The following is a 19,234-nucleotide window of genomic DNA, read 5'->3' as shown; positions in this document are numbered from 1 at the left end:
GCTCCCCCGCGCCCCGCGCCCTTTCGGCAGTCGAACGTCCGTACTTTAGGGCGGCCTTGTCCCGAAATGTCGACGAGACTGTAACAGCGAGTAGGAAGCGGGCCGGACGCGGGCATTCCCGTCCCATGAACCACAACACCCCTCTCTCCCCCCTCCCCCTCAGCCACCTCGCCGACGTCCAGCGCCGCGTCCTGTCCTCCGCGCAGCTCCGCGCGCACGGGGTCTCCGCCGCGCGGACCGCCTCGCAGTGCCGGCCCGGTGGTCCCTGGCAGTTGTTGTTGCCGGGGGTGTATCTCCTGCACCCCGGCCCGCCCACCAGCGAGGAGCGGCTGCACGGCGTGCTCCTGTACGCCGGGCGGCCCGTCCTCCCAGCGCAGGGCGAGGCCCGGAGCGCACCCGGCTTCGGCGAGGCCATGATCACCGGGCTTGCCGCGCTCGCGCTCTATCAGTTCTCGTCGGCCCCGCCGCTGCTCTCCCTCGACCGGATCGACGTCCTCGTGCCCCGCACCCGCCGGCTCCGCTCGACCGGCTGCGCCCGGCTGGTACGCGCGCACGGGATGCCGGGACCGAAAGAGATCACGGGCGTGCCCGTCGCCCCCGTGCCCCGCGCCCTCGCAGACGCCGTCACGCAGGTCGCCGACCCCAACGCCGTACGCCGCCTCCTCACCGAGGCCGTCCGCGCCGGGCACTGCGAACCCGCCGCCGTCGTGAAGGAGTTGAGCCGCGCCCGGCTGCTGAGCCGCCCCCACGTCGTCGGCGCCGTCGACTCGCTCCTCGCCGAGGGCCGCGCCCTCGCTGAGGAGCGGCTGTACGAGCTGGTGCGTACGCAGCAACTCCCCGAACCCGTGTGGAACGTGGACCTGCGCCTCCCCGGCGGCCCCCACCTCGGCGGAGTCGATGCCTACTGGCCCGGACAGGCCGTCGCCCTCGAGCTGGACACCCGCGCGCCCCGCCACGGCGAGGACGCCCAGTGGTCGGAGCAAGCCCGTAAGCGCGAGCATCTGGAACGGCTCGGCATCACCGTCGTGCACCTCACGCCGAAGAAGCTGCGGGAGTCGCCGGAGCAGCAGGCGACCGTCGTCCGTACCGCCCTGATGGCGGCGGTGCAGCGGGACCCCGCCGCCTACGTCGTCGTCCTCCCGCGCTGAGTCGGCGGCCACGTCACAGGCGAGGAAGAGCCGGCCGGCTATCGGCTGTTTCCGGCGAGCCGCCCGGCCGGCGGCCTGGAGCGCCACAACTCCAGGCCGATGTCGACGAGTTCGACCCGTTCGAGGGCGGTCACCGCCGCCAGCGGATGCCAGGCGGCCAGGTCCGTCGACCCGTCCGTCTCATGGCGCAGCTCGCCGCCGGTGATGCGGCCCGCGTACACGATGCGCAGCCCCTGGAAGTCGGCGAACGAACCCAGTCTGCGCGGGTACTGGCGGCGGATGGAGTCGAGGCCGAGCAGTGCGGTCATCTCGGCCGCGTAGCCGGTCTCCTCCTCGACCTCGCGGACCACGGTGTCAAGGGGATCCTCCCCGTGGTCCATGCCGCCGCCGGGCAGCGTCCACTTCTTGGCGCCGTCACGCGCCACCCAGCGGGCGAGCAGGATCTCGTCGTCCCGCACGCACACGGCGTAGGCCGCGACCCTCAGTTCCCTGTTCCGCAACTGCTTGTTCATGCGGTGAGGTTAGAGGGGGCGCATCCACGCTCGGGTTGGCGGGCGAGTACTCGGGGGCCGACCAGCGCAGTGGACTGGCCGCCTCGGTCTGGACGACCTCCTCGACGGTGAAGACGGTGGTGCGGCCGCCGGTGTCCGAATAGTCGGTGTGCGCGGTACCGGTGAGCTGGAGCGTTGTACCGCCGGCCCAGTCCAGCAGCAGCAGTCCGGCGCGCGGGTCGGCCTCCAGGTTGCCCAGCGTCAGGAACATCGCATTGCCCGGGTAGTCCTGCCAGCTGAGCGTGGTGGGCGACGTGACGCGTACGAAGCCGGGGTTGCCGCCACGATGGCTGGCGTCGACGCCGTCCGCCGTGCCGGTGGCGATGAAGAAGGTGTCGGCTGCGCGGATGAACTCCTGCTGGCCGGGGTCCAGTTGTCCCGCGCGCCGGGCGGGACCGGTCCGCTCGCCGCCGCCGGCATCCGGTTCGTACAGCTCCCGCTTCTGCAGATACTTGGGGCAGTTGGCGAAGACCCGCTCCGCCTCGATCACGAGACCCCGGGCGGACGGGCGGGCCGTGCCGCCCAGCCGCATCCGGCGGCGGGTGCGCGGATCGAGCGCGATCGTGCCGACGGGCAGCGGGCCCGCCGCGAGTGCGCCGGAGAGCGGGTCCGCCCGGTGCACGCGGCCGGCGACCGAGACCGAGTGCGCCCCCGTGGCCCGCATGAAGCCGGGCGGACCGGTGAGCAGCGAGGCCCACATCCGGCCCGCCGGGTCCGCCGCGCCGAGCACCAGCATGGGCTGGAGCCCCAGGAAGGCTGCGGCAACCGGTTTGATACCGTCGCCGATCGCCCGGCCGACGTGCGCGGCCTGGTCGCTCACGCCCACCCGCCGCTGCACGTCGAGCGAGCCCTGGTGGTACGGCTGCTGATACGGGTCCACGGATACCGCTCCCCTAGAAGAAGCCGCAGGTGGGCGCCGCGGCGGTGGGCACGGGGGCGCCCTCGGCGCCGGAGGGGGCGTAGATCTCGAGACGGGTGCCGTCCGGGTCGTGGAAGAAGATCCCGCCGGAGGCCGCGCCCTCGCCGTGGGCTACCACGCCCTCGTACGCGAAGTCGACGCCGAGGGTCTTCAGCCGCACCTCGGCGGCGCGGACCTGCTCGATGGATTCCGCCTCGAAGGCGAGGTGGTGCAGCCCGGCGAGTGCGGGTGCATACGCCCCGTCCGCCTGCTGCCAGAGCGTGAGGACGAGCTGACCGTCCCGGCCGAGGAAGGCGAAGCGGCGGTCGTCCTCCTTGCCCTGGCCGAGGAGGTCGAAGCCGAGAACGTCCCCGTAGAAGGGGAGCGAACGGTCGAGGTCGGTGACATTGAGGCCGATATGGCCGGTACGCAGAGCGCTGGTCGCCGTCATGGCACACCTCTCAGAAGGTCGATGCGGACTAACCGCTTAATCCGACTTTAGAGGTTAGACATCAGGAGGTCAACCGGTCACGTAGCCTTGAGCGGTTAGTCACGAGAGGAGCTCAGAGATGCCTGCCATGTCCGATCCGCGGCCGCTCATCGGCGAGCCGGTCTCCCTCGACCTGCTCAACACCCGGTGGGCGCATGAGGGCGTGGGCCAGGATCTGCTGACCGGCGTCGACGGACTGCGCATCTGGCTGGTGAGCAACGACCTCGCCGACCGGTTCAGCGCCGACGCGGCCACTCTGGAGCGGACCCTGACCGCCCGTGACGCACTCGCCGCCCTCGTCGACACCCCCGGCGACCCCGCCGCCGTCGCCCGCGTCGACGAGGTGCTCGGCCACGGGCGGATTCGCGCCACACTCACCGGCGACGGCCCCGGCGAGGAGGCGGAGTTCGCGGACCCGGCCTGGGGCCCCGGCTGGATCGCGGCCCGCGGCCATCTCGATCTGCTGCGCACCGCGCCCGACCGGATCCGCGCCTGCGCGCACGAGGCGTGCGTCCTGCACTTCTTCGACACCTCGCGGAACGGGACGCGCCGCTGGTGCTCCATGGCGGTGTGCGGCAACCGCGCGAAGGCGTCCCGGCACTACGCCCGCAGCCGCGAAGACTGAAGCGAAACCCCAGAAGCACCCATTTGCCCCGCGCGGCGCATCCTCCGCAGTGGCGGATCTCCGCCATGTCCGCAACCCGCCGCTGCCAACTCTGCACAAACCCCTGTCATTTACGAAAGGCTGAGCGGTCATCCGGCACCGAATTCCGGACCCCGTCTTTCACAAAACAGGGATGCTGATGACCCCCGAATCCCAGAGCTCCATACAAGGGCGCTCCGTACCTGGTCACAGACGCGTGGCCCGCATCGCGGCCGCAGCTTCGATCGTGGCCGCGCTGGTGGCCACGGGCGCCGCGCCGGCCTTCTCCGCCGCGCCCGCCGACGGCCCGGGCACCTCCGCCGGCGTCAAGACCTCGTCCTCCGACAAGCTCGGCTCGGCCGACGCCCAACTGCTCGCCGATGCCGAGGCCAAGGGCGAGAAGAGCGTCACCGTCATGGTCGCCACCGCACCCGGTGCGACCGAGCAGGTCGCGGGGCAGCTCGACGCCGTCGAGGGCGCCGTGGTCGGCAAGACGTACGACCAGCTCGGCTATGTGCGGGCCACCCTCCCCACCGCCCGGGCGGAGGCCGCGCTCAAGGCGGCCGCCAAGCTCTCCAGCGTCCACGGCATCGACCTCAAGCACGAGGTCAAGCTGGACGACCCGACGCCGGCCGGTGACACCACCAAGGCCGCCGGCACCGCGGACGCACAGGCCGGTACGTATCCGGCGCCCGGCAAGAACACGCCGGCGAAGAACCCGTACAACCCGTCCTTCGAGACGGGCGCGGTGGAATTCGTCAAGGAGCACCCCAAGGCCGACGGCCGCGGTGTGACCATCGGCATCCTCGACTCCGGTGTCGACCTCGGCCACCCGGCGCTGCAGAAGACCACCACCGGCGAGCGCAAGATCGTCGACTGGGTGACCGCGACCGACCCGGTGGCCGACGGCGACGCCACCTGGCGCCGGATGTCCCTCGATGTCAGCGGCCCGACGTTCGCCGTCAACGGCCGTACGTACTCCGCCCCGGCGGGCGCGTACAAGTTCAACCTCTTCTCCGAGGCCGCCACCAAGGGCGGCGACATGGCCGGTGACCTCAACCGGGACGGCGACACGACCGACGTCTGGGGCGTGCTGTACGACCCGGGCACCCGCACCGCCACGGTCGACCTCGACAACGACGGGAACTTCTCGAACGACACCGTGATGAAGCCGTACAAGAACGGCTTCCAGATCGGCTACTTCGGCAAGGACGACCCGGCGACCGACGTCGTCGAGCGGATCCCGTTCGTCATCGAGGTCCGCAAGGACGTCGTCTACAACGCCGCGGGCGCCAAGGCCGACTACGTCAACATCGGCGTCATCGAGTCCGAGCACGGCACGCACGTCGCCGGCATCACCGCCGCCAACAGCCTCTTCGGCGGCCGGATGAACGGCGCCGCCCCCGGCGCCAAGCTGGTCTCGTCGCGCGCCTGCACCTGGAGCGGCGGCTGCACCAACGTCGCGCTCACCGAGGGCATGGCCGACCTGGTCATCAACCGCGGCGTGGACATCATCAACATGTCCATCGGCGGTCTGCCCGCGCTGAACGACGGCAACAACGCCCGCGCGGAGCTCTACACCCGCCTCATCGACACCTACGGTGTCCAGCTGGTCATCTCGGCCGGCAACGAGGGTCCGGGCACCAACACCATCGGCGACCCGGGCCTCGCCGACAAGGTCCTCTCCGTCGGCGCCGCCATCTCCAAGGAGACCTGGGCCGCCAACTACGGCTCCGCGGTGACCAAGAAGTACGCCATGCTCCCCTTCTCCTCCCGCGGCCCGCGTGAGGACGGCGGCTTCGCGCCGATCATCACCGCGCCCGGTGCCTCCATCAACACCACCCAGACCTGGCTGCCCGGCAGCCCGGTCAAGGAGGCGGGCTACGAGCTCCCGGCCGGCTACTCCATGCTGCAGGGCACTTCGATGTCCTCGCCGCAGGCCGCGGGCGCGAGCGCGCTGCTGCTCTCGGCCGCCAAGCAGCGGCACATCGAGCTGACCCCGGCGAAGCTGCGCACGGCGCTGACCAGCACCGCGCACCGTATCCCCGGAGTGCAGGCGCATGAGCAGGGCTCCGGCCTGATCAACATCGTGGACGCATGGGACGCCGTCGAGGACGGCGCCACCGCCCATGAGTACAGCGTCAAGGCCCCGGTCGACACCGCGATCGACTTCGCGTTGAAGACCCCCGGCTTCGGCACCGGCCTCTACGACCGTGAGGGCGGTCTGAAGGCCGGCCAGAAGAAGACCTACGACGTCGTCATCACGCGGACGACCGGCCCGGACCGCCCTGTGCGGCACGAGCTGGACTGGAAGTACAACGACGGCACCTTCGACCTGCCCGGCAGCGGCGCGGTCACGCTGCCGCTGAACACTCCGGTCACCGTCAAGGTCGTGGCCAGGCCCAAGGCGGCCGGTGTGCACAGCGCGATCCTGGAGGCGGACGACCCGCGCACCGAGGGCGTGGACAAGCAGATCATGACGACCGTGGTCGTCGCCAAGGAGCTCGCGAAGCCTGCGTACACCTTCTCGGCGTCCGGCTCGGTGCAGCGCAACAGCCACAAGTCGTACTTCGTCACGGTCCCCGAGGGCGCGAAGAACCTCGAGGTCGCGCTCGGCGGTCTGGCCGCGAACAGCCAGACCCGGTTCATCGGCATCCACCCGTACGGCGTGGGCGTCGAGGACAGCTCCACGATCTTCTGCTACCCCAACTACAACAATCCGGCGAACACCTGCCGTCCGGACTTGCGCTCGTACCCCGAGCCGACGCCGGGCGTCTGGGAGATCGAGGTCGAGTCGCGGCGCACGTCTCCGCTGCTCGACAACCCGTACAAGCTGGACGTCAGCCTGCTGGGCGCCTCCTTCGACCCGGCCGTCAAGACCCTCCCCGAGGCGAAGGTCGGCGCTCCGGCCCCCGTCGAGTGGAAGGTCACCAACGGCTTCGCCGCGATCGACGGCAAGCTCGCGGGCGGTTCGCTGGGCTCGGCGAAGGTCGCGCGGCCGTCCATCAAGAACGGTGAGTCGCAGGAGTCGACGGTGACCATCGGTGAGGGCGTCGAGCGTCTGGACGTCGCCATCGGCGGGGTCTCCGACACCGGTGCCGACCTGGACCTGACGGTCCTGCGGAACGGTGTGCAGGTCGGCCAGTCGGCGGACGGCGACTCGGAGGAGGCGGTGAGCCTGCTCAAGCCGGCCGCCGGCACCTACACCATCGTGGTCGACGGCTACGCCGTCCCGGCCGGGACCACCGAGTACAACTACCGCGATGTGTTCTTCGCGCCCTCGCTCGGCTCGGTCAAGGTCGATTCGGCAAAGCCGGTCAAGCTCGCCAACGGGGCGTCGGCGCAGGTCAGCGCCGAGGTGCTGGTGGGCGGCGCGGCTCCCGAGGGGCGGCAGTTCTTCGGCGAGGTGCAGCTGCTGAACGGCCGCGGCACGGTCGCGGGCACCGGCAGCGTCGTGATCGAGAAGGTCACGCCGTAGCCGCAGTGGGCTGACTGAAAGGGGCGGGCGTCCATTCCGGACGCCCGCCCTTTTCGCATGCCGGACAATGGATTGGACAAGAAGACCCCGGTCATACGCATGATGGGCAGGCTGCCCGCGTCATACACACAGATCTACGCACAGACAGTACGCACAGACAGAAGGAGTCACCGTGAGGGTCGGAATCGTCGGAGCCACCGGTCAGGTCGGCGGAGTCATGCGCAAGATCCTCGCCGAGCGGAAGTTCCCCGTCGACGAGCTCCGGCTGTTCGCCTCCGCGCGGTCCGCGGGCTCCACCCTCACGTGGGAGGGCCAGGACATCACCATCGAGGACGCCTCCACCGCGGACTACTCCGGCCTGGACATCGTGCTCTTCTCGGCCGGCGGGGCGACGTCCAAGGCCCTCGCCGAGAAGGTCGCCGCGCAGGGTGCCGTGGTGATCGACAACTCCTCGGCCTGGCGCCGCGACCCCGAGGTGCCGCTGGTCGTCTCGGAGGTCAACCCGCACGCGATCAAGGACCGCCCCAAGGGCATCATCGCCAACCCGAACTGCACGACCATGGCCGCGATGCCGGTGCTGAAGCCGCTGCACGCGGAGGCGGGACTCGCCGCGCTGGTCGCCACCACCTACCAGGCCGTGTCCGGTTCCGGCCTGGCCGGTGTCGCCGAGCTGAAGGCCCAGGCCTGCGCGGTCTCCGAGGCCGCCGACCAGCTGACCTTCGACGGCGAGGCGGTCGACTTCCCCGAGCCCGGCGTCTACAAGCGCCCCATCGCCTTCAACGTCCTGCCGCTCGCCGGCAACCTCGTCGACGACGGCTCCTTCGAGACCGACGAGGAGCAGAAGCTCCGCAACGAGTCCCGCAAGATCCTGGAGATCCCGGAGCTCAAGGTCTCCGGCACATGTGTCCGGGTGCCGGTGTTCTCCGGCCACTCGCTGCAGGTCAACGCACGCTTCGAGCGGCCGATCAGCATCGAGCGCGCGTATGAGCTGCTGAAGGACGCGCCGGGGGTGGAGCTCTCGGAGATCCCGACCCCGCTGCAGGCGGCGGGCAAGGACGCGTCGTATGTGGGCCGCATCCGGGTGGACGAGACGGTCGAGAACGGCCTTGCGCTGTTCCTGTCGAACGACAACCTGCGCAAGGGTGCGGCGCTGAACGCGGTGCAGATCGCGGAGCTGGTGGCGGACGAGCTGCGCGCGTAGCGGTCTTGTCCTCAATCTCCCCCAGACTTCGTCCGGGGGGACCCCCAGACGGGCTGAAATTCAGCCCGTCTGGCGATTGAGGATCAGGGTCCGGGGCGGAGCCCCGGCTACGGCCGCCGGACCTCGAAGAGGAAGCAGCCGTACTCCACCGCCCGGACGTGCACCAGCACCACCTCCGGGTCCGCGAACGCCTCCGTGAGCGCCGCGTCGAACGCCTCCGTCGCCGCCGACGGGATCTCCAGGAGGCGGCCGCCTGCGATGTGCCCCTCCGCGTCGTACCGCCGCAGTGTCCGCAGCGCTCCCGGGCGCGCGAACGGGTAGCCGTCGTCCTCGCCCGGCCCCTCGCACTCGTCGGCGTGGATGAAGACGGGCCCCTGCTCGTCGTACGCGCCGGGACTGGCCCAGGTCTCCGCGGCCCAGCGGCGCAGCGGTGCGTACGAGACGAGAGCGATCCGCTCACCGATCCCGCTCGGGCGCAGACAGCAGCGCAGCGGGGCATCTCCCTCGGTGTCGGTGTACGGGACGCAGGCGCGGCCCGCGTCGTCGGTGTCGCGGAGCTGCTTGAGGGCGGCGGGCTCGATGGGCCGCACGGTCCGGAGTGTCTCGGTCGGTGTCTCGGTCATGGGTTCAGCGTGGCGCTTCCGCGGCCCTGGTTCCGGCGGAAATCGGACATGGCATTCGGCTCCACCGCACCGCGCGGGACCCGCACCCCGCGGCACCCGGATTAAGGCGGGCAGCCGCACCGCGCCCCGTGGAAGGATGGCCGCAAACGTCACGAAACCGAGGAGATGACAGCGTGCCTGGCACGAATCTGACCCGCGAAGAGGCGCAGCAGCGGGCCCGCCTGCTGACCGTCGACTCGTACGAGATCGATCTCGACCTCAGCGGCGCACAGGAGGGCGGCACCTACCGGTCCGTGACCACCGTGCGCTTCGACTCCGCCGAGGACGGTACGGAGACCTTCATCGACCTGGTCGCCCCGGCCGTGCACCAAGTCGTACTGAACGGCAAGGCACAGGATGTCGCCGCCGTCTTCCGCGATTCGCGAATCGCGCTCAAGCATCTGCACCAGGGGCTGAACGAGCTCAAGGTCGTCGCCGACTGCGCGTACACCAATACCGGCGAGGGTCTGCACCGCTTCGTCGACCAGGTGGACCAACAGGCATACCTCTACACGCAGTTCGAGGTGCCGGACGCGCGCCGCGTATTCGCCTCGTTCGAGCAGCCGGATCTGAAGGCCACCTTCCAGTTCACCGTGAAGGCGCCGTCCGGCTGGACCGTCATCTCGAACTCGCCGACGCCGGAGCCCAAGGCCGACGTCTGGGTCTTCGAGCCGACGCCCCGGATCTCGACGTACATCACGGCGCTGATCGTCGGCCCGTACCACTCGGTGCACAGCAGCTACGAGAAGGACGGCCAGTCCGTTCCGCTCGGCGTCTACTGCCGGCCCTCGCTCGCCGAGTTCCTGGACTCCGACGCGATCTTCGAGGTCACCCGGCAGGGCTTCGAGTGGTTCCAGGAGAAGTTCGACTACGACTACCCCTTCGCCAAGTACGACCAGCTCTTCGTGCCGGAGTTCAACGCGGGCGCGATGGAGAACGCGGGCGCGGTGACCATCCGCGACCAGTACGTCTTCCGCTCCAAGGTGACGGACGCGGCGTACGAGGTGCGGGCGGAGACGATCCTGCACGAGCTGGCCCACATGTGGTTCGGCGATCTGGTCACCATGGAGTGGTGGAACGACCTGTGGCTGAACGAGTCGTTCGCCACCTACACCTCGATCGCCTGCCAGGCGTACCACCCGGACTCGAAGTGGCCGCACTCCTGGACCACGTTCGCGAACTCCATGAAGACCTGGGCGTACCGGCAGGACCAACTGCCGTCCACCCACCCGATCATGGCCGAGATCCGGGACCTGGACGACGTTCTCGTCAACTTCGACGGCATCACGTACGCAAAGGGCGCCTCCGTCCTCAAGCAGCTCGTCGCCTACGTCGGCATGGACGAGTTCTTCAGCGGTGTACAGGCGTACTTCAAGGCCCACGCCTTCGCCAACACCCAGCTGTCCGATCTGCTGGGCGCCCTCGAGGAGACCTCCGGCCGCGATCTGAAGACCTGGTCGCAGAAGTGGCTGCAGACGGCGGGCATCAACATCCTGCGCCCGGAGATCGAGCTCTCCGAGGAGGGATACGTCACGTCGTTCTCCGTACGCCAGGAGGCCCCGGCGCTGCCGCCCGGCGCGAAGGGCGAGCCCACGCTGCGCCCGCACCGGATCGCGGTCGGCTGCTACGACCTCGACGCCAACGGCAAGCTGGTCCGTACGAACCGGATCGAGCTGGACGTGGACGGCGAGCTGACGGATGTGCCGTTCCCGCAGAACACCCGCCGTCCCGCGGTGATCCTGCTCAACGACGACGACCTCACGTATGCGAAGGTCCGCCTCGACGAGGAGTCGCTGCGGGTCGTCACCGAGCACCTCGGCGACTTCACCGAGTCGCTGCCGCGCGCGCTGAGCTGGGCGTCCGCCTGGGACATGACCCGCGACGGCGAGCTGGCGGCGCGGGACTATCTCTCGCTGGTGCTCTCGGGCATCGGCAAGGAGTCGGACATCGGCGTGGTGCAGTCGCTGCACCGCCAGGTGAAGCTGGCGATCGACCTGTATGCGGCGCCGGACTGGCGCGAGGCGGGTCTGACGCAGTGGACGGACGCGACGCTGGCGCATCTGCGTGCGGCGGAGCCGGGCAGCGACCACCAGCTGGCGTGGGCGCGCGCCTTCGCGGCGACCGCGCGCACTCCGCAGCAACTCGACCTGCTGCAGGCGCTGCTCGACGGCACGGAGTCCATCGAGGGCCTGGCGGTGGACACCGAGCTGCGGTGGGCGTTCGTGGAGCGGCTTGCGGCGGTCGGCCTGCTCGACGAGGAAGAGATCGCGGCGGAGTACGAGCGGGACAAGACGGCGGCGGGCGAGCGCCACGCGACCACGGCGCGCGCCGCCCGGCCGACCGCGGAGGCGAAGGCGGAGTCCTGGGCCTCGGTCGTCGAGTCCGACAAGCTCCCGAACGCCGTGCAGGAGGCGGTCATCGCGGGCTTCGTCCAGACCGATCAGCGCGAGCTGCTCGCCCCGTACACGGAGAAGTTCTTCGCGGCGGTGAAGGGCGTGTGGGAGTCCCGCAGCCATGAGATCGCCCAGCAGATCGCGATCGGGCTCTTCCCCTCGCTCCAGGTCTCGCAGGCCACGCTGGACGCGACGGACGCCTGGCTGGAGTCGGCCGAGCCGAACGCGGCGCTGCGGCGGCTGATTTCGGAGTCGCGCTCCGGCGTCGAGCGGGCGCTGAAGGCCCAGGCCGCGGACGCTGCGGCCGCATAGTGGAATGAAAGGGCGCCGCAGGCCAGAGGCCTGCGGCGCCCTTCCGCTTGCCGGCTGTGTGAACATCCCGCCAATTCGGTGACCCGGCGTCAATTCGAGTAACAGAAGCCGGATATGCTTCCCGACCGTCGTCATATGATCTTTCCAGTTCGATGGTTTGAGGGTGCTGATGGTCCGACAGGAAACCTCGACCGGAAGTCCGCGGACCGCGGCCTCCTTCGCGTGGCTCCTGCCCGTCGTGGCAACCGCCGTGGCCGTAGCCGTAGCGGCGGCCCTGGTCTCCGGTTCGGCGCGCACCCCCGTGGTCTGGATCGGTGTCGGGGCCGTCGCCATAGTCGCTGTCGCCTGCGCCGAGACCGCGCGCAGGGGCCGGAAGCTCGCCGAGCTGAGGGAGCGGCTGGCGCAGCGCGAGGCGGTGCTCTCGCGGCAGCAGGCCGAGACCGCGCGGCTCGCCGGCGAGCTGCTGCCCCAGGTGGTGGAGCGGCTGCGCAAGGGCGAGTTCCCCGAGGATGTGCTCGACTCGCTCGACGCACCGGCCGAGCACCAGGCGGTGCTGCGCTCGGTGCTCGACGCCGTCGTCGCCGAGGAAGACCTGCGCGAGTCCGCGCAGCGCGCGTTCGTGAACATTGCCAGGCGAGTTCAAGCCATCGTGCACCAACAGGCCCAGGAACTGCGTGAGATGGAGGACCGGCACGGCAAGGCCCCCGAAGTCTTCGGCGATCTGCTGCGGATCGACCACGGCACCGCGCTGATCGGCCGGCTCGCCGACTCCATCGCCGTGCTCGGCGGCGCCCGGCCCGGCCGCCAGTGGAGCAAGGCCGTACCGCTCTACAGCGTGATGCGCGGCGCCATGTCGCGGATCATCGACTACCAGCGCGTCGAGCTGCACTCGGCCTCCGAGGTCGCCGTCGTCGGCACCGCCGTCGAGCCGCTGATCCACGCGCTCGCCGAGCTCCTCGACAACGCGACGCGCTACTCGCCGCCGCAGACCAAGGTCCATCTGACCGCCGTCGAGGTGCAGTCGGGCATCGCCATCGAGATCGAGGACGGCGGTGTGAGCATGAGCGAGGAGGCCCGCAAGCGGGCCGAGCGCATGCTCCGCCAGGCCCAGCAGGGCATCGATGTCAACGATCTCGGCGAGACGCCCCGGCTCGGCCTCGCCGTGGTCGGACGGCTCTCGCAGGCGTACGGATTCCAGGTCTCGCTGCGCTCCTCGGCGTACGGCGGTGTGCGTGCCGTCCTCGTCGTACCGCAGGAGCTCATCACCACCGCCGCATCGGCGACAGGTATCGCGCACGGCATCGGCACCTCCTCCGGCCCCCGTGCGGCCGTCCCGGTCATCGACGAGCGGCAGGCGCGCCCGGTCACCGGACCCAGCACCCCGGACGACGACGTGCCGGTTGTGACCGAGCGGACCGCCCTCGGTCTGCCGCAGCGCCGTCGCAAGGCCCCCGTCACCGCACCGGCCGCGGCCGCGGCGCCCGAGCCGGAGTCCGCACCCGCCGTGCAGCCCGGCATGTGGCTGGCCGCCTTCCAGAGCGGCCTGTCCGGTGAGCCCACCCAGACGAACAAGGGGAACACGCAGCCATGATTCAGCAGCAGTCCAACCAGACCAACATGGACTGGATGCTCAAGGACCTGGCAGAGGGCGTCCCGCAGACCAGGAACGTGGTCGTGCTGTCCGCGGACGGGCTCCGGATGGCGCAGTACGGCTCCGACAACGACACCGCCGACCGGCTGGCCGCCGCCTGCGCCGGGCTGCAGAGCCTCGCGGGTGCGGTCGCCTCCGAACTCCCGCACAGCGACGGGCGGATGCACCTCGTCGTCATCGAGATGAACGGCGGCTTCTTCTATCTGATGGCGGCCGGAGCGGGCGCGTTCCTCGCCGTGCTGGCCGACGAAGGTGTCGACGCCGGGCTGATGGGCCAGCGGATGCGGGACCTCGTGCTGCGGATCGGCGAGCACCTCAGCACACCGCCCCGGCACGAGGGACACACCGCGTGAGCGACCCGGGCGGGGACTGGGATGACAGCAGCCCCGAGCGGCTCTACGTCATCACCGGCGGCCGCAGCGGCTCCTCCGCGCCCACCACGCTCGACCTGGTCACGCTGATCGTGGCCAAGTCGGGTCCCCGGCCCGGTATGCAGCCGGAGCACGCCGCGATCGTCCGGCTCTGCCACTCCCCGCTCTCGGTGGCCGAGATCTCCGCGTATCTGAGCCTCCCGGTGAGCGTCGTCACCGTGCTGCTCAGCGATCTGCTCGCCGAGGGCCGGGTGGCGGCCCGCGCTCCGGTCCCGCCCGCCCAACTCCCCGACCGCGCTTTGATTGAGGCAGTGATCGATGGACTTCAGAAGCTCTGAGCAGGCCGTGGGGCCGCGCAGCGAGGACGTGCTGCCACAGACGGCCACGGCCGCCGTCAAAGTGGTCATCGTGGGCGGCTTCGGAGTCGGCAAGACGACCCTGGTCGGCTCGGTGAGCGAGATCAGACCGCTGACCACCGAGGAGACGATGACCCAGGCCGGGGTCGGCGTCGACGACACCCATGGCGTGGAGCGCAAGACGTCGACCACGGTCGCCATGGACTTCGGCCGCATCAGCATCAACGAGGAGCTGGTGCTCTATCTGTTCGGCACCCCCGGCCAGGAGCGCTTCTGGTTCCTGTGGCGCGGCCTGTTCGAGGGCGCGCTGGGCGCGGTGGTGCTGGTCGACACCCGCCGCCTCGAAGTGAGCTTCGACGTCATCGGGCGTCTGGAGGAGCGCCGGGTGCCCTTCGTGGTCGCCGTCAACTCCTTCCCGGACGCGCCGAGTTACCCCCTTGAAGAGCTGCGCGGCGCACTCGATCTGCCGGCGGCCGTGCCGATCGTCGAGTGCGACGCCCGGCTGCGCGGCTCCAGCCGTGACGTACTGATGACGCTGATGCGCTATCTGCAGTCCCTCGCCGTGACCACGGAGGCATCGTGACCACCCCCACTCCCCCGCCGGGCTGCCCCGCGCACCGGCTGTACGGCCCCGAGGCCGAGGCCGATCCGACGGGCCTGTACGAGAAGCTGCGCGCCGAGCACGGCGCGGTGGCACCTGTCCTGGTCCAGGGCGATCTGCCGGCCTGGCTGGTGCTCGGGCACCGGGAGAACCTGGACGTGGCCCGTACGCCGTCGCGGTTCTCGCGCGACTCGCGCCGCTGGCGCGACATGCAGGAGGGCAGGGTCCCGCCGGACCACCCGCTGACTCCCGTCGCCGCCTGGCAGCCGGTGTGCAACTTCCAGGACGGCACCGAGCACGAGCGGCTGCGCGGCGCGGTGACCGAGTCCCTGGAGCGCTTCGACCGGCGCGGCATCCGCCGCTATGTGAAGCGCTTCGCCGACCAGCTGATCGACACCTTCATAGACCGCGGACAGGCCGATCTGGTCGCCGAGTTCGCCGAGCCGCTTCCCATGCTGGTGATGACGCAGCTCGTCGGCATGCCCGACTCGTACGGCCCCCGTCTGGTCGAGGCGGCGCGCGACATGATCAAGGGCACCGCGACCGCGGTGTCGAGCAATGAGTACGTCACGGTCGCGCTGAAGGAGCTGGTGCAGCACAAGCGGGCCGCGCCCGGGCGCGACTTCGCCTCCTGGCTGCTGGAGCACTCCACGTCGCTCACGGACGAGGAAATCATCGAGCATCTGCGCCTGGTGCTGATCGCGGCGTTCACCACGACCGCGAACCTGATCGCGAACACCCTGCGGATGGTGCTCACGGACCGTCGCTTCCGCGCCAGCCTCTCGGGCGGTCATATGACCCTGCCGGACGCGCTGGAGCAGGTCCTGTGGGACGAGCCGCCGCTCGCCACGGTGCTGGGCCGCTGGGCGACCGGGGACACCGTGCTGGGCGGCCGGCAGATCAAGGCCGGTGACATGCTGCTGCTCGGTCTGGCCGCGGGCAACGCCGACCCGGAGATCCGGCCCGATCTGTCGCAGCCGGTGCACGGCAACCGCTCGCACCTCGCGTTCAGCGGCGGCCCGCACGAGTGCCCGGGCCAGGACATCGGCCGCGCCATCGCGGACACCGGCATCGACGTACTGCTCGCCCGGTTGTCCGACCTGCGACTTGCCGTTCCGGAGGACGAGTTGCGTTACGACTCATCACTGATGTCACGGCAGCTGATCTCGCTGCCGGTGTCGTTCGTGCCGGGCGGCAGCACGGTGACGGCGAACTCGCAGCTGCCCCGTACGCCCATGGCGCAGCCGCTTCCCGAGGCTGCCGCGCCGCCCGTACCCGTGTCCGTTCCCGCGGACACGGAGCGGCCGGCACGGCGCTCGTGGTGGGCCCGCCTGCTGGGCCGCTGAGTTCAAGCGTCGAGCTGCTGCCACCACCAGGCGATCGCCGGGACGGGCAGCGGCTCGACGCTCGGGTCGCTGGGGGTGTCCCGCCAGGTGATGTCGTACGAAGCGCCCTCGACGGGAAGTGCGTTCCGGTTGCGGGGGCTGGTAAAGCGTGGCGCCAGGTTCTGCCACTCGATGCAGCCGGACACATAGTGCCCGAGTGAGTCGAGATAGCGGGTGAGCTGTTCGTCCGCGCCGGCGCAGAGCTGCTCCCTGAGCCGTACGAACAGGGTCATGACTCGATCCCGAAGTGCGACCGCGGGCCCGATCGCCTCGGCGGGCGTGCAGCCCTCGTGGCGGGCGACCACATTGAGCAGGTTCTGCTCCCAGGGGTCCTGGTGGTCCTCCTTGTTGTACGAGTAGAGGTCGTTGTCGCAGGAGACGATGAAGCCGGCCGCGTCGGTCAGCGCCTGAACCGGCGCGGAGTAGAGCACGTCGGCCGGCACCTGGATGCCGTTCGATGCGTCGCACCAGGCGAGCGTGAAGCGGGTGCCGTTGACCGACATCCGCATTGCCGCGAAGTCGTTGAGCGACGGCATCACCTTGCGCTCGGCGTTGGAGGTCTGCCATCCCGCGCCGAACAGCCAGTCCCTGGTGCCCTCGGTGAAGCGGCGCAGCTGGAAGGGCGTGAGCATGGCGCGGGTGCGGGCCACCAGGTCGTCGAGCGCGGTGGTCAGCGGGCCGGGCGGCAGCAGCTGCGAGCCCGGCGCCTCGATGGCGCGCACCAGGCGCACACTGTGGTCTGCGATGTCCGCGGTGCGGGTGGCTGTGGAGCCCGAGTCCTGCCAGTCGTCGACGGCGTGGGCCCAGTAGTTCCACTCGATGAACAGCAGCACCGGCTCGACGTCGCCGTACGGGATGATGCGGCTGGTGAAGTCCGCGCTGTGAGTGGCAAGACCCCACGCGCGCTCGGTCGCGTCCGGATAGATTCCGAACTTATCGATCCACTCGATGGCGCGCTGCTCGAGTTCCGCCGCCTTGGGATGGACCTGCTTCTCGTTGAACGGGCAGTAGAACGGGGGCAGTTCCCAGCCGATGCGGGAAGGGCGGCCGCCCTTCGCGTACACAGGAGGCATTGGGTCAGCCCCCCAGCCGGAACATCAGCAACTTGGTCTCCATCGCGTGGTCGCGCCAGATGCGGAACAGCTTGCCGTGCGTGATCGTCGACTCGATCAGCCGCTCCCGGGACCAGGCGTCCCGCTCGCCGCCGCGCTCGACGCGGTCCAGCTCGGCGGTGTTCCAGGCCATGGACTGCACCCAGAACTCGGCGACCCGGTCGGTGACGTCCTCGTCCTGCTCCAGCTCGAAGCCGGCGGCCTCGGCGGCGAATATGTACTCGCTGAGGGTACCGAGGCGTGTCTTGTAGTAGCCGTCGATGAACTCTGTCCACTCGGGACGGCAGATGAAGTGTTCCTGGATGCCGAACCAGCCGCCGGGTCTCAGCGCCTTGGCCACGACCTCGAAGAGCCGTTCTCGGTCCATGTAACCCGAACTTTCGTTCGCATACGCGGCGTCGAACTTCTTTCGGCCAGGTACGAAGTCGTGTACGTCGACGAGACGCGGGCTGACGAGCGATGCGACGCCGGCCTGCCGGGCGAACTCCTCGATGACCGGTATGTGTTCACCGGCGACGGTGAGTCCGGTGACCTTGGTGCCGTGCTCCTGGGCCCAGTAGAGGGAGCCGCCGCCGACTCCGCAGCCGATGTCGAGGAGGCGTCGTGGAGGCTCTGTGTACGCGCCCCAGCTGCGGGCCGCGTGGTCGACTATGGCTTCCTGGGAGGCAACGATGCGCTGTTTGAGCGCGCGCTGAGAGACCGTGGTGTTGGGAGTCGCACCGGGGGCGAACAGGCCCATGTGGAAGTGGATGCGGGGACCGGGACCGTACTTGTGCAGGATGTCGGCCGTCTTACGTGAGTAGTAGATCGGCACTTGGGTCTCGTCGAACGCGACGAGGCTCTGTTCCATCGGGTCTCCGTGCGTCCTGGGGGGGGTGACCGGGCGCTTCAACTCTGCCCGAAAATGATCGTTTCTGTCACCCCCGCCTCTGGTGTCACACCGTCAATTCTCCATTACAGCTTCCACATTGACACCATCAGGCCAGTGCGCGGAGTCGGCCCGGGCGGCGGCCGACAAGGCGGTCGAGCGCGGCGGACGTGGCATCGTCGGCGGGAAGATGGACCATCAGCCGCTGGCCGTCGTCGACGGGAAGTTCGAGGGTTTCGTACGCAAGGCGCAGCTCACCGGCCTCGGGGTGGACCAGCCGTTCGATGCCGCGGGGCTCGGGGAGGCCGGGGATCCGCTCGAGGCGACCGGCGAAGTCGGACCCGGCCGTAACGGTCAACTCGTCGGCGAGCACCGCGATATGGGGGTCCGCACGAAATGGCCCCTGCTTGATGGCGGCGACCTGCTCGTCGGCGATGCGGTCCCAGTCGGGGTAGGCGGTACGGGCGCGGTGGTCGGTGAACACGAAGCGCACGAGGCTGGGCGGGGTGCCGTCGAGCAGTCCGACCGGCCCGGCGAGCCGCTCGTACGCCTCGGTCCAGGCAAGGAGTTCGCCGAGCCGGTTGAGGAGCACGGCGGGGGTGGGTTCGAGGCGGTCGAGGAGGGTCTGCACGGTGGGGCGGACGGCGCGGTTGGGCGATGCGCCGGATGCGCCGCCCATGCAGGCGAAGCCGCCGTCGGCGGCCTTGGTGAGCCGGTGCAGATGGATGCGCTCGTTCGGGGTCAGCCGGAGCGCCTCGGCGAGCGCGGAGAGCACCTGCACGGACGGCCGCCGGTCGCGCCCCTGCTCCAGCCGGGTCACGTACTCGACGCTGACTCCGGCAAGCGTGGCCACCTCGGCCCGGCGCAGCCCGGGCGTACGCCGCCGGGGGCCGGCGGGCAGCCCGGCCCGGGCCGGGGTGACGGCTTCGCGGCGCGTACGCAGGAAGATACCGAGCTCGTTGTCGCTCACGCTTCGAAGGTACCGGCGGGGGCTGCGGGGTGGGTGGCCCTGCTGCTACCAGCCTGAGCGCGGCCTCCCTGGCCCGGGCCTCGCCCGGCAGTTTGGACGGAGGTGACCGCCGGGGTCACCCACGATTTCGAAGCCGGAGCACAC

The 19,234-nt window shown here is 70.2% G+C and carries 17 protein-coding genes; 10 read left to right on the top strand and 7 right to left on the bottom strand.

Annotated features, from left to right (window positions below):
* The first annotated feature begins 125 nt into the window (after positions 1-125).
* Positions 126-1,148 carry a hypothetical protein gene (locus OG729_RS25985; protein ID WP_405808279.1) on the top strand — a complete coding sequence of 341 codons (1,023 nt, stop codon included), beginning with the start codon at positions 126-128 and terminating at the stop codon, positions 1,146-1,148.
* Between the two features lie 38 nt (positions 1,149-1,186).
* On the opposite strand, the gene OG729_RS25980 is transcribed toward OG729_RS25985, so the two are convergent.
* The 3 genes from OG729_RS25980 to OG729_RS25970 are packed head-to-tail and all read right to left on the bottom strand — an operon-like array spanning position 1,187 to position 3,048.
* Complete coding sequence (locus tag OG729_RS25980; protein WP_405808278.1) at positions 1,187-1,660, bottom strand: NUDIX hydrolase; 474 nt, start codon at positions 1,658-1,660, stop codon at positions 1,187-1,189.
* Positions 1,563-2,579 (bottom strand): pyridoxamine 5'-phosphate oxidase family protein, encoded by a 1,017-nt coding sequence (locus OG729_RS25975; RefSeq protein ID WP_405808277.1) that lies wholly within the window; start codon positions 2,577-2,579, stop codon positions 1,563-1,565. The genes OG729_RS25980 and OG729_RS25975 overlap by 98 nt, the downstream gene beginning before the upstream one ends.
* 13 nt (positions 2,580-2,592) lie before the next feature.
* Positions 2,593-3,048 (bottom strand): VOC family protein, encoded by a 456-nt coding sequence (locus tag OG729_RS25970; protein WP_360876089.1) that lies wholly within the window; start codon positions 3,046-3,048, stop codon positions 2,593-2,595.
* A 118-nt stretch (positions 3,049-3,166) separates the two neighbouring features.
* Here OG729_RS25970 and OG729_RS25965 point away from each other — a divergent pair, with 118 nt between their 5' ends.
* The 3 genes from OG729_RS25965 (at position 3,167) to OG729_RS25955 (ending at position 8,409) form a co-directional block, all read left to right on the top strand.
* The gene (locus tag OG729_RS25965) at positions 3,167-3,712 is read left to right on the top strand and encodes a CGNR zinc finger domain-containing protein (RefSeq protein WP_360876087.1); all 546 of its coding nucleotides are present in this window, start codon (positions 3,167-3,169) and stop codon (positions 3,710-3,712) included.
* Positions 3,713-3,884: 172 nt separating this feature from the next.
* Positions 3,885-7,208 (top strand): S8 family serine peptidase, encoded by a 3,324-nt coding sequence (locus tag OG729_RS25960; RefSeq protein WP_405808276.1) that lies wholly within the window; start codon positions 3,885-3,887, stop codon positions 7,206-7,208.
* Positions 7,209-7,380: 172 nt separating this feature from the next.
* Complete coding sequence (locus OG729_RS25955) at positions 7,381-8,409, top strand: aspartate-semialdehyde dehydrogenase (RefSeq protein ID WP_360876083.1); 1,029 nt, start codon at positions 7,381-7,383, stop codon at positions 8,407-8,409.
* 107 nt (positions 8,410-8,516) lie between these two features.
* Here the strand turns inward: OG729_RS25955 and OG729_RS25950 are convergent, their stop codons facing one another.
* Entirely contained in the window at positions 8,517-9,032 is a 516-nt protein-coding gene (locus OG729_RS25950; RefSeq protein WP_405808275.1) for a DUF1203 domain-containing protein, read from the bottom strand.
* Between the two features lie 173 nt (positions 9,033-9,205).
* Between OG729_RS25950 and pepN the strand changes: the two genes are divergently transcribed.
* The 6 genes from pepN to OG729_RS25920 all read left to right on the top strand — a co-directional run bounded on the left by pepN (position 9,206) and on the right by OG729_RS25920 (position 16,101).
* Complete coding sequence (gene pepN, locus OG729_RS25945; protein ID WP_405808274.1) at positions 9,206-11,776, top strand: aminopeptidase N; 2,571 nt, start codon at positions 9,206-9,208, stop codon at positions 11,774-11,776.
* Positions 11,777-11,945: 169 nt separating this feature from the next.
* Entirely contained in the window at positions 11,946-13,367 is a 1,422-nt protein-coding gene (locus tag OG729_RS25940) for a sensor histidine kinase (RefSeq protein WP_405808273.1), read from the top strand.
* A complete protein-coding gene (locus OG729_RS25935) occupies positions 13,364-13,780 on the top strand; it encodes a roadblock/LC7 domain-containing protein (RefSeq protein ID WP_360876075.1) in 417 nt (138 codons plus the stop codon). The genes OG729_RS25940 and OG729_RS25935 overlap by 4 nt, the downstream gene beginning before the upstream one ends.
* Complete coding sequence (locus OG729_RS25930) at positions 13,777-14,136, top strand: DUF742 domain-containing protein (protein WP_360876073.1); 360 nt, start codon at positions 13,777-13,779, stop codon at positions 14,134-14,136. The genes OG729_RS25935 and OG729_RS25930 overlap by 4 nt, the downstream gene beginning before the upstream one ends.
* Complete coding sequence (locus OG729_RS25925) at positions 14,117-14,737, top strand: ATP/GTP-binding protein (RefSeq protein ID WP_360876071.1); 621 nt, start codon at positions 14,117-14,119, stop codon at positions 14,735-14,737. Before OG729_RS25930 ends, OG729_RS25925 begins: the two co-directional genes overlap by 20 nt.
* On the top strand, positions 14,734-16,101 hold the full coding sequence (locus OG729_RS25920) for a cytochrome P450 (protein ID WP_405808272.1): 1,368 nt from the start codon (positions 14,734-14,736) through the stop codon (positions 16,099-16,101). The genes OG729_RS25925 and OG729_RS25920 overlap by 4 nt, the downstream gene beginning before the upstream one ends.
* 2 nt (positions 16,102-16,103) lie before the next feature.
* Here the strand turns inward: OG729_RS25920 and OG729_RS25915 are convergent, their stop codons facing one another.
* From OG729_RS25915 to OG729_RS25905, 3 genes are all read right to left on the bottom strand, one after another.
* Positions 16,104-17,213, bottom strand: coding sequence for a hypothetical protein (locus tag OG729_RS25915; protein WP_405808271.1), 1,110 nt, complete (start codon positions 17,211-17,213; stop codon positions 16,104-16,106).
* Between the two features lie 4 nt (positions 17,214-17,217).
* The gene (locus OG729_RS25910; RefSeq protein WP_360876065.1) at positions 17,218-18,102 is read right to left on the bottom strand and encodes a methyltransferase domain-containing protein; all 885 of its coding nucleotides are present in this window, start codon (positions 18,100-18,102) and stop codon (positions 17,218-17,220) included.
* 127 nt (positions 18,103-18,229) lie between these two features.
* Complete coding sequence (locus OG729_RS25905) at positions 18,230-19,090, bottom strand: helix-turn-helix transcriptional regulator (protein WP_360876063.1); 861 nt, start codon at positions 19,088-19,090, stop codon at positions 18,230-18,232.
* Positions 19,091-19,234: the final 144 nt, after the last annotated feature.

The organism is Streptomyces sp. NBC_00210 (assembly GCF_045160975.1).
Lineage (GTDB): Bacteria > Actinomycetota > Actinomycetes > Streptomycetales > Streptomycetaceae > Streptomyces.
This window is presented reverse-complemented; position numbering and strand designations above follow the sequence as displayed.